12 protein-coding genes are annotated in these 17,273 nt (G+C 54.1%); 6 read left to right on the top strand and 6 right to left on the bottom strand.

Annotated features, from left to right (window positions below):
• The first annotated feature begins 170 nt into the window (after positions 1-170).
• From cadR to AO726_RS17220, 3 genes are all read left to right on the top strand, one after another.
• Entirely contained in the window at positions 171-623 is a 453-nt protein-coding gene (gene cadR, locus AO726_RS17225) for a Cd(II)/Pb(II)-responsive transcriptional regulator (RefSeq protein WP_058069342.1), read from the top strand.
• 210 nt (positions 624-833) lie between these two features.
• Positions 834-1,001, top strand: a complete 168-nt coding sequence (locus AO726_RS21285; protein ID WP_162838892.1) for a hypothetical protein — start codon at positions 834-836, stop codon at positions 999-1,001.
• A 286-nt stretch (positions 1,002-1,287) separates the two neighbouring features.
• The gene (locus tag AO726_RS17220) at positions 1,288-2,751 is read left to right on the top strand and encodes a catalase (protein WP_058069341.1); all 1,464 of its coding nucleotides are present in this window, start codon (positions 1,288-1,290) and stop codon (positions 2,749-2,751) included.
• Positions 2,752-2,920: 169 nt separating this feature from the next.
• On the opposite strand, the gene AO726_RS17215 is transcribed toward AO726_RS17220, so the two are convergent.
• The 6 genes from AO726_RS17215 to AO726_RS17190 form a co-directional block, all read right to left on the bottom strand.
• Positions 2,921-3,934, bottom strand: coding sequence for an Lnb N-terminal periplasmic domain-containing protein (locus AO726_RS17215; RefSeq protein WP_058069340.1), 1,014 nt, complete (start codon positions 3,932-3,934; stop codon positions 2,921-2,923).
• Positions 3,931-5,844, bottom strand: a complete 1,914-nt coding sequence (locus tag AO726_RS17210) for an esterase/lipase family protein (protein WP_082629178.1) — start codon at positions 5,842-5,844, stop codon at positions 3,931-3,933. Before AO726_RS17210 ends, AO726_RS17215 begins: the two co-directional genes overlap by 4 nt.
• Positions 5,845-6,696: 852 nt before the next feature.
• Positions 6,697-7,413, bottom strand: a complete 717-nt coding sequence (locus AO726_RS17205) for a ZirU family protein (protein ID WP_058069339.1) — start codon at positions 7,411-7,413, stop codon at positions 6,697-6,699.
• A 504-nt stretch (positions 7,414-7,917) separates the two neighbouring features.
• On the bottom strand, positions 7,918-10,104 hold the full coding sequence (locus tag AO726_RS17200; protein WP_241492141.1) for a 3-hydroxyacyl-CoA dehydrogenase NAD-binding domain-containing protein: 2,187 nt from the start codon (positions 10,102-10,104) through the stop codon (positions 7,918-7,920).
• A gap of 18 nt (positions 10,105-10,122) precedes the next feature.
• A complete protein-coding gene (locus AO726_RS17195) occupies positions 10,123-11,523 on the bottom strand; it encodes an MFS transporter (protein ID WP_058069337.1) in 1,401 nt (466 codons plus the stop codon).
• 207 nt (positions 11,524-11,730) lie between these two features.
• Positions 11,731-12,630 (bottom strand): LysR family transcriptional regulator, encoded by a 900-nt coding sequence (locus AO726_RS17190; protein ID WP_058069336.1) that lies wholly within the window; start codon positions 12,628-12,630, stop codon positions 11,731-11,733.
• A gap of 112 nt (positions 12,631-12,742) precedes the next feature.
• Here AO726_RS17190 and AO726_RS17185 point away from each other — a divergent pair, with 112 nt between their 5' ends.
• The 3 genes from AO726_RS17185 (at position 12,743) to pcaF (ending at position 16,968) form a co-directional block, all read left to right on the top strand.
• Positions 12,743-14,473: an acyl-CoA dehydrogenase family protein gene (locus AO726_RS17185; protein ID WP_058069335.1), complete on the top strand. Its 1,731-nt coding sequence runs from the start codon at positions 12,743-12,745 to the stop codon at positions 14,471-14,473.
• A gap of 24 nt (positions 14,474-14,497) precedes the next feature.
• Positions 14,498-15,688 (top strand): CaiB/BaiF CoA transferase family protein, encoded by a 1,191-nt coding sequence (locus AO726_RS17180; protein WP_058069334.1) that lies wholly within the window; start codon positions 14,498-14,500, stop codon positions 15,686-15,688.
• Between the two features lie 71 nt (positions 15,689-15,759).
• Complete coding sequence (gene pcaF, locus AO726_RS17175) at positions 15,760-16,968, top strand: 3-oxoadipyl-CoA thiolase (protein WP_058069333.1); 1,209 nt, start codon at positions 15,760-15,762, stop codon at positions 16,966-16,968.
• Positions 16,969-17,273 lie beyond the last annotated feature (305 nt).

Below are 17,273 nucleotides of genomic sequence, written 5' to 3'. Positions count from 1 at the left end.
GCGGGCTGTCTGCAGTCTGTCCGTGGTCATGACCACGGTGATCATCTACCTTGTTTGTATGACTACCGTCACTGCTCATTTCTGCAACTCCCTTTAAGTCAGTGTTGCGCAGTTAACACCCTGTAGTAACTATAGGGTCAAGAGATACCGGCAAGGTTCAAGGAGGTTTGATGAAAATCGGTGAACTGGCGAAAAAGGCGGGCTGTCAGGTTGAGACCATCCGCTATTACGAGCGTATTGGCCTGCTGCCGAAACCCTCACGAACAGAAGGCAACTACCGTGACTACAGCAACGAGCAGTTGGAGCAAATCATCTTTATCCGTAATTGCCGCACGCTGGATATGAGCCTGGAAGAAATCCAGCAACTGCAAGATTTACGCAATCTGCCTAAAGAAAGCTGCGTAGGCATTAACAGCCTGGTCGATGCCCATATCCAACACGTGGAAGCACGTATCAACAGCTTGCAGTCTCTACACCAGCAACTGTGCAGCCTGCGCGAACACTGCACCGATCCGACCGATGCCAGCGGTTGCGGCATCGTCCGGCAGCTCAGTAGCGGCACGGTCGCCAAAGCGGACGAATCCGACCAGCACAGCCATGTGGGCCGTAGCCATTCGCATTAATCCTCACTGGGAAACATCTGATAAACAACCGCACTTGACCTGCCTCAACCTGCTGTAAGGCAATTCATGATTGCCTTACACAAATAGCGTTACGCACCTAACGCACTCGCAATGTGGCGACACCAATGCTTCTAAACCCATAACCGGCATGCTCCGTTACAGAACGGCCGGAGCATTCAGCGCCCGAAATAACTCGATGAGGAAATACGCGTGAAAGAACTTGAAATCATGATAGGGCTGCTACTGGCCGGTTTTATCCTGCTGGTGGTCGGTTATGCCAAATGCGATAAGAAAAAGGGCCTGTGCATGCTGACGACAGGCATTCTGATCATGTTCTCAACCATCGCTTACAAGCTCTATCTAGAGCTGGCCATCTGACTCCCAGCCTGTACGCTGCTGCTCCTGCCTGGCGGGCAGCGGCACAATGCCTTTATACCCAGACATGCTCCATCAACCCACGCTGAATACAGAGCAATTCATTACAGATAATTCTTATATACCGTGAATTCAACCAGTTAAACACGAATTTTACGGGATAAATCACCGCATCCGCTCATCAGATTCCATACCGCACGGTTAGATTGCCTACCACTTAAGCACTAGTCTTGGTCTTGGAACCATAACCACAAGCCCTACAAAGGCTCTGATGAGTGAGGATGTGCCAATGAGTGACAAACCCAAGCTGACAACAGTGGCGGGCGCGCCGGTCCCTGATAACCAGGACTCGATGACAGCAGGCAAGCGCGGCCCCATGTTGCTGCAGGATGTCTGGTTTCTGGAGAAACTTGCACACTTTGATCGTGAGGTTATCCCTGAGCGGCGCATGCACGCCAAAGGCTCAGGCGCATTTGGCGAGTTCACGGTAACCAAGGACATCTCCAAATACACAAAAGCAAAACTCTTCTCCAAGGTCGGTAAAAAAACACCGATGTTCGTGCGCTTTTCTACGGTAGCGGGTGAGCGCGGTGCAGCAGATGCCGAGCGTGATATCCGCGGTTTTTCCATGCGCTTTTATACCGAGGAAGGCAACTGGGATTTGGTCGGCAACAACACGCCGGTGTTCTTCTTCCGCGACCCTCTGAAATTCCCGGACCTTAACCACGCAGTAAAGCGTGATCCGAAAACCAACCTGCGCAGCCCCAACAACAACTGGGACTTCTGGACCAGCCTGCCGGAAGCACTGCACCAGATCACCATTGTCATGAGTGATCGCGGTATCCCCGATGGCTATCGTCACATGCACGGCTTTGGCTCGCACACATTCAGTTTTATCAGCCCAGACAACAAGCGTTATTGGGTCAAATTCCACTTCCACACCCAGCAAGGCATTAAAAACCTCACCAACGAGGAAGCCGAAAAGATCATCGCCAAGGACCGCGAAAGCTCGCAACGCGATCTGTTTGAAGCGATTGAAAGAGGCGATCATCCGAAGTGGACCATGTACGTTCAGATCATGCCGGAAGAGGATGCAGAGAAAGTCCCCTATCACCCGTTCGATCTGACCAAAGTCTGGCCGAAAGGCGATTACCCGCTGATTGAAGTCGGTGAGTTCGTGCTCAACCGCAACCCGGAAAACTACTTCCAGGATGTCGAACAAGTGGCCTTTACCCCGGCCAACGTGGTGCCGGGCATCAGCTTCTCGCCCGACCGCATGCTGCAAGGTCGTCTGTTCAGCTATGGCGATGCTGCCCGCTATCGCCTGGGCGTGAACCATCATCAGATTCCGGTTAACCAGCCACGCTGCCCCGTACACAGCTACCACCGCGATGGCGCCATGCGTGTGGACGGCAACCACGGTGGCCGGCTGCACTATGAGCCGAACAGCTACGGTGAATGGCAGGAGCAGCCCGGCTTCAGGGAACCGCCACTGAAAATTGACCCGCTGGCGGACCGTTTCAACTTCCGCGAAGACGATGACGACTACTACAGCCAGCCTGGCGCACTGTTCCGTCTGATGACGCCAGAACAGCAACAAGCGCTGTTCGACAACACTGCCGGTGAAGTGGGCGGAGCTGAAGAAGCCATCCAGCTGCGCCATATCGTTAACTGCTACAAGGCTGATCCGGCGTACGGAAAAGGTGTGGCCAAGGCACTGGGTATCGACTGGTCGAAAGTCAAAGTGTCATAACTTCAGCCGTCCATAACGCAAAACCGGGAAGTGCTCTCGCGCTTCCCGGTCTTCTGACATAACCGCTCTAATCCGTGTTATCAGGCTCCATCCGCGTGAAAGGCATTAGCCTCGAACAAGGCTGAGCTTGATTGCAAAGCCAACACCTTGTGGCCTAAACCGTGAGCCGTCACTCCTGCCCAAGCCAGCCCGGTACACCCTGACGAATCAGTCGGGAAAACTCAGGTGACTGATCTGCTGCTTTAGCACGCTCGGTAATCCTTCCGGCCTCACGCAGCTCATCCAACGAATAACCTGCCTGCAGTCCACCCAACTCTCCGACATAGCTGGGCAAGTAGCCGGTGAGTAGCAGGCGGTGATCAAACTTCAGGCCGTCCACAATGTTTTGCAGCATGTGGTAGACGATGGTGGTGCAGTTGGCGGTAACGGTGTTGTAGAAGCGCGGTTGCTCTACCAGCTCATTGGCTTGTTCCACATACTGCACAAGCAGCTCACGGATCGCCTCGGGCGGCATGTTGAGGCGATACAGATAGACATCCTCACCGCGAACATTGGTCCGTACCCGTACCGCATCGCGCTCGTCGGTAGCGACGATACTCAGCTCAAACTCCTTGAAGAACCCGCCGATTTCAGAGTATTTCTCGTTCTTTTCCTTACGAATCTCTACCGAGAACAGCAGTTGCTGCCCGTCCTCAAAACCGAACGAAACCAGCACATGGGCGATGGCGGGCATGCCCCAGTACGAGGTGAACAAATCGATCGATTTGAGCTTATCGAGATCATAGCGACGGCTTTCCCAGCGCACGTCGTAATCCTCATCACTGCGCCAGTTGAAGTTGCGCACGTTGTCCAGAAACAGCTGATTGTCCTCGATACGGCCGTGAGTCATTTGCGCCACATCGTCCGCCCACAGCCGCTGGTTGGACGGTTGCAAACTCTGCCACCACAGCAGCAGCACACCCATAAGCACGGCATAGGCCACGACTGCCCAGATCAGCGGGCGCGCCCAGATCAGCCATAGCACACCCACTCCGGCCAGGCTCCACAGGCCAATCAAGGCCCAGCTCAAGTATCCCGGCAGCGTCAGGCGATAACTCAGCGCCAACGCGCCCCAGACCAGCGACAGCAGCACAATCAGGCTGAGCAGCCCGCGCGGGAGAATAAAGGTCAGCAGATAATTCATCGTTGGGCCAGCTCCTTCAGGTGTTCATGAAGTATGCGTCGGATTTCCAGAATCGCTTCGGGGGTTTCCTGAACGCTGTGCCAAGAAGGGATGACTTTTTCGGATAGAGCGCCCGCGAGGTGCGAGCTGCTGTAAGGCACCACACCATCACTGCTCTGCTCTAACGGCACTTCCGGCGTGTGGTTGCCGATGATGCTGTGATAGCGCACCGTCGGCGAAATCGGCAGCTCTGCCGTGGCCTTGATAAACGGATCAAGGTCGCTCAGGTTGTCGATGCTGTTGAAGCCACGGTTAAGCGCCACCGGTGAAGCCGAGTTGGGATCCACCAGCACTTGCGCTATCTCGGCAAAGCGGTCGAGTACCGAGAACGGCAGCTTGACCAAACTGGAGGCCCAGCGCGAGACACGGTTTTCGGCAAACGGCGTACCACGGTGGGGAGCGGCTACAAACACGGCACGACTGACTTGTGGCAGCGGCTCAAACTGCAGATAGGGTGCGATCTTGCTTTGCGCCTGGCGGCGCCTTTTGCTGCTCAGCTCGTGGCGGGACAAAAAGTTCTGCCACAGCTCATCGCCAGTCGAAGACACCAGCAAGCGCGACAGTACGCCGCCCATGCTATGCCCGATCAGCACCACATCCTGGCTGGCTTTAGCCTCACCGGACGGATCAAAGTGCTTGAGGGTTTGCGCGATGGCGTCTTTGACCGCGCGGTTGTTGAAGGCAATGGGATGGTTGGTGGGATAGTAAACCTGCCAGATCTGGTAACGGTTACGCAGTTCCTCGTCGCCCAACACCTCGTTGGCCACGTTGATCCAGGCCTCCGGGCTGCTAGCCAGACCATGCAGCATGATGACGATGCGCCGGTTCGGATCATACGGCTGGAGCAAGTGCACATGCGGCGCTTCCAGCACCTCGCCACGACCGATCAAGGTCAGCATGGACTGCCGGGCAAAGCCGGAGCGCGCCAGCCACAAGCCGTAACCGGAGGTGTAATTGGCTGCCAGCGGCACGCTGTGGCCGACCACATTGAATCGGGATGTCCGATAAGGGTCGTAGCCGGTAAGCACCACAGTGTTACTGGCCAGAACGGCATCCAGGGTCTTGCCGGGAAAGCGGATAACCGAGGTCAACGCAGGAAACGGCGTTTCACTCCAGGGCTGCTTGTCACTGCGGCTATTAATTACGCGATCTCTTGTTACCGCGACCAACTCCGCGCCTAAACCATCACGACGATACTGATTGCGTAAACCGGCAAACGACAGCGCCGATGCTGGGATCAGCTCTTTGGGCAGCTGTCGGCCTTCTGCCAGCCGCACATCTTTCATGCTGCCGCGAATGGTCCATTCGCCCATCTGAATACGGAAGCGCCCGTCAGCGTGCTCACTCTGCGGCGGTCTGCCTTTGTACAGAGTAAACAGTCGGGTTAAGGCTTCTTGGGAGGCAAAGTTGTAGTAATCGCGCACTTGAGTCTGGCGATCCTCCAGCGCGCGCTCCTCAGTTGAGCGCGCGGTAAAGAACAGGTAGGCAAAGGCATACCGCGCACTTTGCAGATAGGCATTAATGCGCGCCTCCGCTGGCATTGAGCGGCTCTGCATGCCTTCCAATAGCCACAGTTCAGACAGCGCAGCCAAGCGGGTTTCATCCGCCACACCGCCATTATGCTCAAGAGCGGCCCGGCACTCAGTCAGATTGCGACGGCATTGCTTATTACTGATCCCGACTACCTGCAAACTGGTGCGGGCTGAAGCGCTGAGTTCACCGGTACTGAGAACATCACCGCGGCGTTGTGCCAGGTAATCCTCATTCTGGATGGTATTGACCTTAACTCCGGCGCATCCCGCCAGGGTGAGGGCCATCAGCAGTAACAACGCATTACGGGCTAAATGAGTGAAAGCGTAGGGCACAGTCATTCTCAACAGTCTGGTTAGACGCGCAGGTCAGTATCCATGACCCGGTCCGCGCTCAAGATGAACGCGGTGCGCCAGAGGCAAACAGAGGATGTTAGCTCAAAGTAATAGCAAACCAGACGAATCTAATCGTGCACCACGTTGCAAATACACTAGGCCTTGCGCCACAGCTGAGTCACTACAAACAGCCGGCAACGCTTACAGGGTTTAGGGCGTTACCCGCCGCGGTGACAGTTGCGGCTCACTGGCATTGACCAGCGTCCGGTATTCATCACCTTCAAGGCTAAACAAGATGAGGCTGGGGCTGGGGCTATTCACAGACTCTTCCACGCCATGCCTCAAAGAGGCTCTAGCCCTATGTGTGAATAGCCCTGATTGGGTTTACGCGAGCTAAATGAACAGACTCAACTTTGGAGTGCACCAAACCGACACCTTCACTTGATTGATCATTTATCTGCGATTGCAACTTGGAACGGGCAATCTCGACATACCCCACCCCCCCCATAACCAGGGCCAGAATCCAGGCACAACTAGTCAATATAAACTCACGCCAGGTCATACGTTTACCTCGTCACACCACACACTCAAAAACCTCCCTATCCGCTCCGGCATGCAGCCCTAGTAATACTCACTGGGAGCGCCGGAAAAACGTGCACCTGGCTAGCTCTTCATCTGCTCAACGCTCCTTGCGTTAATCGAACCATCAGAGCGGCAACCATGAATGATGGCGAGCAGTCCTCGCACCTAGTAACGTCTGAAATGAAGCTCACCACACGTCGCGCAGTGGGGACCTCGATAAAAAACCGGTAATCGCCAATGCGACTACCGGTTGGTTGATACATGTAGCGGCCCGAGTTAAGGCCCTACGATCACCTGAACCTGGCGTTTCTGATCGCCTTTGAGCGGGGTGTAGGTCTGAGAGGTAGCACCGGCGATATCCGTAAATGAGCCACTGCCAATTGACGATTCGATCTGCCACTTGTAAGTCAGGCCACTACACGCGCCTTCACAGACAACATTGGCGGTCAGAGCTTGACCAACCTTAGGAGAGCCATCAACCAGACCGTCTACCGTCACGCTCAGAGGCTGACCTTGAGAGATCACAGGAATCTCTGTGCCACCTTCGCCGACGCCCGGAATAGAGCTATCCAGCACAGCCAAAGTCTCAAGACTCTCGGACGGATCGGTGAGGTTGGCATCAGTCTTGGCCAGCGTTTTCACCGTAATAGTCTGCCCCAGATGCTCGGCCTGAATAGTCAGTTCGGTATCACTCCCGACCAGTGCTGAACCGGCGTACCACTGATAAACCGCCTCAGTCACATCATCGCCATCAGCGTCGGAGACATCGCTGGCCAGATTCCAATTAACGCTCAGACGGTCGCCGGTATTGACCAGGCCATTACCATCCTGATCCGCAAAGCTGATAACAGCAGGATTCACCACAACAGGTGCATTACCTTTGACAGTCCCTGTCGGAGCCGATGTGACAGCTGCCAGAGCTGATGCGGTGAAGCTCATACCAACCAGCAGGGAAAGCACCTGGCGGCCTTTGTTCAATTGGAAAATACGCATGAGTGCTAACCTCAGATAATTAAGTCAGAATTTTTTCCACATTCAGCACCCTGGCTGATCCTGATCCACATCCTTCACTACAGATGGTGTATCACCCATCACAGGATCAACTATTGAATTGGCCTTAGCGTGGCAACGAGAACATCCTGATTGATCTGAGGTTTGGCCTGTAGCAGCAAATTCCGCCAAGCACGTAAGAAAATCCTTAAGATCAGCCGTCACTCCCCGGCGACTAAAGGACGCACTGATAGCTGATTGCACAGGAGACTATGAAGCCATGCGCTATCTCTGTCCGCTCAAAGCAAAGAACTCTTAAGAGATGACGCAACAGCCGCAGGCCCCTTCTGCATATCCCCTACAAGCATCGGCGTAAGTTGAAATAAACAGTCGCTGGAAGAAGCCTAATGTGAAGGGGCAACCTCTGCACGATTGCCCCTTTCGGCTTTACCTTTCAACTGAATAGCAACCAATCACCGGCATCTCCAGTACTCTTCGCTGAAGGAACTAACGATTCAAATCTGAGAACGACCGTCCGTGATTCGCCAACTCAACGAGTAAGTCTGAGGGCTTCCAGAACAAAGGATCGGTCTCGGCATAGCGCGCGATATTGGCCAGCACGCGTTCCAAACCCACGCTATCGGCATACCACATCGGCCCACCCTTATAACGAGGGAAGCCATATCCATTCAGCAACGTAACATCAACATCCGAAGGCCGAAGAGCAATGCCTTGGTGTACGACGTTGGCCCCCTCATTAATCATCGCCGCTAGGTAGTGATCAATGATCGTCTGCTGAGTGAAGTGCTTGGGCACAATCCCCGCCTCCGCACGTACTTCACTGAGCACATCTTCAAGCTCAGGATTGGGGCGAGCATTCTTCCCGTCCTTGTCATACAGGTAATAACCGATCCCGGTCTTCTGGCCGAACCAGCCACGCTCACAGAGTTTGTCAGCAACACTGACATAGCGCAGCCGTGGATCACGCTGTGATGCTTTGCGCTTACGGGTAGCCCAGCTGATATCGCCACCCGCAAGGTCAACCACCTGAAAAGGCCCCATGGGAAACCCGAACTCGCGTACGGCCTCATCGATCTGATAGGGGCTGGCACCGTCCAGCATCATCAGCTCCGCAGCCTCCCGATATACCGCCAACATCCTGTTGCCGATAAAGCCATCACACATCCCCGCTCGGACCGGGGTTTTCTTCATGGATTTGGCGAGCTGAAAGGCGATTGCAACAGTCCTCTGATCAGCCTTCTCAGGGACAACCACTTCGACCAGCTTCATCAGGTTGGCGGGTGAGAAAAAATGAATGCCAATTACTCGCTCGGGGTGATCCAAGCCTTCACTCATTTCATCAATATTCAGATAAGAGGTATTGGTGGCCAGGATTGCGTCAGGCTTACAGGCTTTTTCCAGCTGGCAAAGCAGCTCCTTTTTGACCGCCATGTCTTCGAATACAGCCTCAATGATCAGGTCAGCCCCATGCAAAGCCGAATAATCAATATGGCAAGCCAAGCGGGCCAAGCGTTCCGCCTTGACCTCAGCACTGATACGATTTCTCTCTTGCTGCTTACGGTAGGACTCGGCGATAGCATTGAGCCCCCTCTCCAAATAAGCCTGCTCACGATCCAGCAACAGCACTGCGTATCCGGCGTCAAGCAACGCGATGCTGATGCCGACCCCCATCGTTCCTGCACCAATTACAGCAATTGTCCTCAGAGGCGTCGGCAAAACGACCGACAAACCCGGCATTTTCGAGGCAGCTTTCTCTGCCAGGAAGGCATGAATCAAGGCTGAACGCTGTGGACTTTCAAGGCATTCAGAGAACAACTCACGCTCTTTGATCAGCCCTTTCTCAAAAGGAAGCTCAAGGGATGCCTGTACGGCCTCAACAATTTTTGCGGGCGATACCAACCCTTTCTTGGCTAGAGCGATATCCTTGGCCTGATCAATCTCCACCCGGGATTGGTCTGTATCACTCATAGCCAATGCGTCGCGACTCCTACGCACACATTGTCCAGACTGAATAATCTCATTCGCAAATTGCACGGCCGCATCCTGCAGTACATCGTCGCTACATACTCGGTCGATCAGTCCTATCTGAACAGCAACAGAAGCCTTTACTGAGCGACCACTCACCATCATGTCTAAGGCCCGTGCCGCTCCCACTAACCGTGGTAAGCGTTGCGTACCTCCGGCACCTGGCATCAATCCCAAATTGACTTCCGGTAACCCCAGCTGCGCTGGGGCCACTGCAATTCTGAAGTGTGCTGCCAAGGCCAGTTCCAACCCACCACCAAGACAAGATCCCTTAATGGCTGCGATCACTGGTTTAGTACTGTTTTCGATTTGGGTGCACAACGTACTCAGACTAGGCCCCGTGACCTGACCAAACTCACGAATATCAGCTCCACCACAAAAGTGCTTGCCAGCCCCAGTCAGGACGATGGCAGCAATCTCCGAACTATTTACAGCACTGTCGATCGCATCAGCCAGAGCCTGTTTGACTGGCGAGCTCAATGCATTAACCGGCGGATTTGAAATTTCCACAACCGCAATACGATCGCGCCGGGAGATATGAACACACTGCAAGGAATTGGCAGCAGTAGCCTGCGTGAAAGAACTCATACTTATCACCGATATAGTGTGAATTGCATTGCGACGCGGGTGCCAGCGGGCAGCTGCCACCCGGTAAGTTGAAGTGACTCAGGCCAGTCGTGGCTGACTGGAATGCACGGAGGTGGCATCAGAATCTGCCAACGAAACTCCGGCGATATCCTGCGCATCCGCCTGCTCTGCCGTGGACAGTTCACTGGCTTGGTGGCCGGTTTTCTGCAGCAGCAGCAAAGTGCAGATCAGCGAAATAATCGCGTAGCTGCCAGCAGCAATTGCCACCCAGAAAATCTCGCCCGTGGAGTTCAGAATCCACTGTGCCAATACCGGTGTTCCGCCACCTATCAACAACGAACACAGCTGGTAAGCCAGCGAGAGCCCGGTGTAACGAATACGTGTAGGGAACGCACGAGCCAGGATGCCGCCAACCGCACCGTAAAACATTGCATGGGGAATCGTTGCCAACGCCATCCCTGCAGCTGCAATCCAGTACACCTTAGTTTCAATGGCAAAGAACATCAGCGGCATAAAGATCAGCTCAGGTACGAGCATGATTAATACCGCTTTGCGCATATCAATTTTCGACGTCAGCCAGGCGCCGATTGGCTGGGAAATAAATTGGACGATAAGGGCGATGATAATGATGCTCAGGAAGGTGTCCTGAGAATACCCCAGGGACTTAGTAGCCCAGGAAACAGCAAAGGTGGTTTTGAAATAAGTGACGTGTATTGCAGGCAATACCAGCGCCCCAATCAGCACCAGCTTCCAGTGGTTACGCAAGACTTCCACCACTGGCATTTTTACTGTCTTCTTCTCTTTAATCAGGCGTTTCATATCCTCCGTTTCTTCAAGCTTGAGTCGAATGACCATGCCGATCACAACCAGTGCAGCAGACAGCAGGAATGGAATACGCCAGCCCCAGGCTACAAAATCCGGGAGCGGGATCGAGCTAAGGCCAAAGAACACCAGAGTCGCCAACAGATTACCCGTGGGTGAGCCTTGCTGGGCAAACGCCGAGTAGAGAATCCCTTTGCCTTTCGGGGCCTGCTCACTGGCGATCAGAACAGCTCCGCCCCATTCTCCGCCAACAGCGATTCCCTGAATAATGCGCAGGATAACGAGCAGGATTGGGGCCCAGTAGCCGATTGATTCATAGGTTGGCAGCAGACCAATACCAGTTGTGGCCACCCCCATCATGATCAGCGTAATTACCAGCGTGGTTTTACGCCCAATCTTGTCTCCCAGGTGCCCGAAGATAAGCCCGCCAAGTGGTCGGGCAATAAACCCAGACCAAAGGGTAAGGAATGCCAGAAGTGTGGCTATACCCGGATCTATATCAGAGGGGAAAAATACCTTTCCAAAAACTAGCGCCGCCGCAAATCCATATATGTAGAAGTCATACCACTCAATGGTAGTTCCGATAAATGATGCGATCCCAGCCTTACGAGCTTTGGCTGATTGAGCTTTATAAGCAGATTCCGCTTCTCTGTTCATACACGAGACTCTTTATTGTTTTCCTTTAGTACGAGTGCGCCATTAATGCCGCGTCACATCAGGTCTGAGCGAGTCTAGTGATGAGTTTTATAAATAAATAATCTTTAAATCTTATCGTGTGATAAGCACTTTCGAGCTAGCAAAAATATGAATTCACCGCACTAAGAATTAGCCTATTTAACCTTGGAGAATAGGCTTTCAGGATGATCACCCCATACGAGCCACATCAGGAATGTAACGGCGAAGCAAACCCAGAAAACTTTGTGCAACCTGTGGTATCTCCCCCTCTAGGTAGATGGCGTGAGTCTCCGCCCTGACGGCACGATTACCTGTCTCCACATAGCGAACATCGGCACTCCAGGCATTAACCAGAGAACGCGGAACCAGCGCGACCCCCATTCCCAGCCCCACCATAGTGATAATCGTCTGCCAAAGCCTGGCCTCGTGCCGGATGATCGGGCTAAACCCTGCATCAACACACTGCGCCACGATCAGATCATGAAAATGCGGAGACGAGGCCCGGGGAAACAGAATGAAGCCATCATCTTTTAATGCTGAAAGCGCAATTTGCTCATGATTCGCAGCTGGATGACTGACAGGTAGGCACCCCACAAGTGTGTCGCTCATCAACAACTCGGAGGCTATGCCTGGTGCCATGCGCCCCCAGTGCACAAACCCTAAATCTAGCTGTCCACGCTGCAGGGCCTGCGCCTGTTCAGCGGTGTTCATCTCCACCAGAACCACTTCCAGCCCAGGATTCTCCAACTGAAACTGATTCACAGCAGCCGGTAGCCCACGGTGCAACATCGAGTTGACGAAACCAACACGGAGTCTGCCACTGAGCCCCTGTGATGCTCTCAGAGTCTGACGCTTCACCTGCTCCAGCTGGACCAGCAATGTTCGGCTTTCTGTGAGAAGGGTTTCGCCAGCAGCAGTCAGCTTCACAGACTTGTTGTTACGCAACAACAGCTGCACCCCAAGTTGTTCCTCTAGTTTTTTAATATCGAAACTTAGCGCCGGCTGCGAAATAAACAGGCGCGCTGCGGCACGGCCAAAATGAAGTTCCTCGGCGACAGCGATGAAATAGCGAAGCTGCTTGAAGTCCATTTCAGACCCTCATCAATCAGGATTACTTATCGTAGAGCCATATAATTGTATTGGAAGCTTATCAGTAGCAAACCTAGCATCCGGTCACATGTGAGCAATCAGGAGCAGCACAATGACCGATTTAAGCGCCATTTCGCTCGGGAAACCCTCCAATATTCCAGACAGTCATGGCCTCAATCTTTACCAGGCAGACTCATCACTGGAACGACTCTTATCCGTCTACTTATCCGGCGATGAACTGGACCAGTGGCGCCCCGTCATGAGCTCGCTGGGAGCACGTGCCGGAGGGGAACTGGACACCCTCGCTCTGTCTGCGGACAAAAATCCTCCAGTCCTCTCGTATCGCAGCCGTGCCGGTGCCGAGACACAGACAATCCTCAAACACCCAGACTACATTGCTCTGGAAAAGGCTGCGTATGCCGAGCTCGGCTTATCCTCCATGAGCCACCTACCGAACGGACCCACGCCTCTGGTTAAGTACGCGCTGACCTATCTGTTCGTACAGGCTGAGTTCGGACTGTGCTGTCCGGTTAGCATGACCGACTCGCTAACCCGGACTTTACGTAAGTACGGACACCCAGACTTGGTAGCACGCTACTTGCCCTCGCTAACCAGCCGCAATTTTGATGAGCTCTACCAAGGCGCTATGTTCATGACTGAACAGGACGCAGGCTCTGACGTATCCGCCACCACCACCTTGGCACGCAACGAAACTGGTCAGTGGAAACTCTATGGTGAGAAGTGGTTCTGCTCAAACCCTGACGCCGACCTGGCCATGGTACTGGCTCGTGTTGAAGGCTCCCCTGCTGGCCTGAAGGGAGTGAGCTTGTTTCTGCTGCCTAAACACCTCGAAGACGGTTCACATAATGCCTACCGTATTGTTCGCCTGAAGGACAAGCTGGGCACACGCTCAATGGCCAGTGGCGAGATCAGTCTTGAGGGCGCGACAGCGTACCTGATCGGAGAGCAGGGCCGTGGCTTTCAGCAAATGGCCGACATGATAAACATGTCACGTCTTTCCAATGGTGTGCGCTCGGCCGGCATGATGCGCCGCGCCCTGACCGAAGCTCTTTTCATTGCCCGCAAGCGCAAAGCATTCGGCAAACACCTGATCGACATGCCGCTAATGCAGCGGCAGCTTTTAAAAATGATGCTGCCGACTGAGCAGGCCCGCTCCATGTTCATGCAGATCGCTACCCTGCTGGCAAAAGCTGACAAAGGAGATGAGCAGGCCCAGAAATGCGTACGCATTCTTACTCCCATGATCAAATTCAGAGCATGCCGCGACGCCCGTAAAGTGACCGGCGATGCGATGGAGGTCCGAGGAGGCGTAGGCTACATAGAGGAATGGAGTGACCCACGCCTGGTGAGAGACTCCCATCTGGGATCCATCTGGGAAGGTACCAGCAATATTGTGGCACTCGACATTGCTCGCGCTCACACCCGCGAGTCAGCACTGGAACCTCTCAGCGACTACTTAAACAGCCTACTCAATGAGTGCGCTGACAGATTGCCATCAGATTCACTTTCACTCCTCAAAAGCATGCTGGTACGTACCGTAGCTGGCATGAAATACATGGCAGAAAACCAGTGCAACGAGGACGTGCGACGCGCAGGCAGTGCGCTCTACAACGCTACTTCAGCCATATTCATGACATGGGAGGCCATACAGGCGGGCGATTACCGACGTCTCGCGCTGGTGCATTTGATCCTGCAGCACAAATTACTTCCGCGCGACCCGCTGGTGCCTGGATATACGACGGCGCAGTTGGGCGTTCTCGGCCGCGTGGTCGATGAACAAAGCATCACGCTGGATGAAGCGATTCTTCTGCTTCCTGCCTAAACAACTTATAGGAACGGACTCACAATGACCCATCGAGGCGGAGCCCTGGCTGGCATCAAAGTACTGGATCTGAGCCGCGTACTGGGAGGCCCTTATTGCACTCAGGCCCTGGCGGACCATGGCGCTGAAGTAATCAAACTGGAACCCCCGAGCGGAGATGAAACACGCGCTTGGGGCCCACCTTTTGACGGAAGCACCTCAGCCTATTTCAGGGGCGTCAATCGCAACAAGAAAGGCATCTCCGTCGACCTGTCCATGGAACAAGGAAAAGAGATTCTCCTGCACCTTCTCAGTGAAGCCGATGTGCTGGTTGAAAACTTTAAACCTGGCACGTTGGAACGCTGGGGCCTGGGTTATGCAGAGGTGCTGAGTCAGCGATTTCCCAAACTCATCCACTGTTCGATCTCAGGCTTTGGCCTGAGCGGGCCACTGGGTGGCCTACCAGGGTACGACGCTGCAATTCAGGCCATCGCTGGCCTGATGAGCGTCAATGGAGATACAACAACGGGTCCGATGCGTGTCGGGCTACCAATTGTAGACATGGTCACCGGACTAAACGCTGTAACCGGTATTCTGCTAGCCCTGTATGAAAGGCAGCGCAGTGGTCATGGCCAGTTTATTGATATCACTCTCTACGACTGTGGCGTCTCCTTGCTCCATCCACACGTACCAAATTACCTAGCCTCAGGTAAGGAGCCTGTCCTAACCGGTAATGCTCATCCCAATATCGCGCCATACGACAGTTATGCCACGGGGGATAAACCTATCTATTTGGCCGTTGGCAATGACCGCCAGTTTGAGATTCTTTGTGAGCATATCGGCGCAGCACATCTGCTCAAAGATGAGCGGTTCACCAGCAATAGCCAGCGTTCGATTAACCGGGTGGCACTCAAAACTCAGCTGGAACTGCACCTCAGTACGCATGAAGCACAAGAACTTGCCAGTGCACTGATCTGTAAAGGCGTGCCATGCGGTGCAGTGGCTAGCGTGAAAGCGGTGGTGGAACACCCACATACGACCCATCGGCAGATGCTTGTGAAGCGGGATGACTATCAAGGCATCGCCTCGCCAGTAAAGCTCTCAAGAACTCCAGCGGTATATCACTCGTGCCCACCATCACTAGGAGAGCACACCTATGAAGTATTGAAGACCTATGGCTACACCGATGCCGCTCTGGAGACCCTGACAGCAACAGGTGTCATCACGTGCGGCTAATACCCGCCAGCTCTTCAATAGTTACAGACTCACTGCTCAACCATGGATTGAGGTGAGTAAACGAGGTCAATATGAAAGATGCATGGATTATCGACGCAGTCAGAACTCCAATAGGTCGCTACGCAGGCGCAATCAGTTCGGTTCGCGCAGACGATCTGGGCGCTGTCCCCATCAGAGCACTAATTGAGCGTCACCCCTCAGTCGATTGGGAGGCGCTGGATGATGTGATCTACGGCTGCGCCAATCAGGCCGGTGAGGACAACCGAAACGTCGGACGTATGTCCGCCTTACTCGCCGGACTACCGGTGAGCGCTTGCGGAACCACCCTCAATCGGCTTTGTGGTTCTGGCATGGATGCGGTGGCGATGGCTGCTCGCGCCATTCGGTGCGCAGAGGCTGAACTAATCATCGCAGGCGGCGTTGAATCCATGTCCAGAGCCCCCTTAGTTATGGCTAAAGCTGAACAGGCTTTCTCGCGGCAGGCTGAGATTTTCGATACGACTATCGGCTGGCGATTCATCAATCAACTGATGCAAAGGCAATACGGAACGGATTCGATGCCGGAAACGGCTGAGAATGTCGCTGAGCAGTATGCAATCTCTCGCGCCGATCAGGATGCGTTTGCATTGCACAGCCAAGCTAAAGCCGCAGCAGCAATTGCAGGCGGACGCCTGGCTGCAGAGATCGTCCCGGTCACAATTACCCAACGCAAAGGTCAAATCTCCACTGTCTTGAATGACGAACACCCTCGCCCGACCACTCACGAACAACTGGCCAAACTACCGACACCTTTTCGCCATGGCGGCACAGTCACGGCGGGCAATGCTTCTGGTGTCAATGACGGAGCCTGCGCCCTGCTACTGGCCAGTACGGAAGCAGCAAACCGTTATGGCCTGAAAAAAAGAGGCCGGGTTGTTGGCTGTGCAGTGGCAGGTGTTGAACCGAGGATCATGGGGATCGGGCCGGTTCCCGCAGTGCGCAAAGTATTGCAGCAAACGGGCCTTAAGCTGGAAATGATGGATGTAATCGAACTGAATGAGGCGTTCGCAGCACAAGGGCTTGCAGTCCTGCGTGAGCTGGGACTCGTCGACGATGACCCACGTGTAAACCCGAATGGGGGTGCCATCGCCCTAGGACATCCACTCGGTATGAGCGGCGCACGCCTGATCACGACGGCCCTGTATGAATTGGAACGCCAGAACAAGCAATATGCCCTGTGCACCATGTGCATCGGTGTCGGCCAAGGTATTGCCATGATTATTGAGAGAGCTGGCCGCTAAGTAACACTTCCATCACCTTGCCGGGACTTAACAGTCTGCTCATTGAGCTCGGCCAATTCCCCAAAAGCCCTGTTTCCATGCATGGCTTTCTTACGTTCCAGTATTGCTCCCTAGTAATACTGGAACGCTTTTTATCCACTCCCAAAAGCCTCTGCTCTCATCTAAATGACGTTATCTGCATCCTCAGCGGCTACGTTGCTCCTGAGCGTGCCTGGGCCTGCCATTCCATGCACTAACCTGTGCAGATCTTGGGGTGCAGATCTCAGCTACTTCATTATCCGATAGGCCCAAGGTCGTGCAAGCAA

Origin of the sequence: Pseudomonas sp. TTU2014-080ASC (genome assembly GCF_001446935.1) — a bacterium.
Taxonomy (GTDB): Bacteria; Pseudomonadota; Gammaproteobacteria; order Pseudomonadales; family Pseudomonadaceae; genus Aquipseudomonas.
Note: the sequence above shows the minus strand (reverse complement) of the source record. Positions and strands in the feature narration are given on the sequence as shown.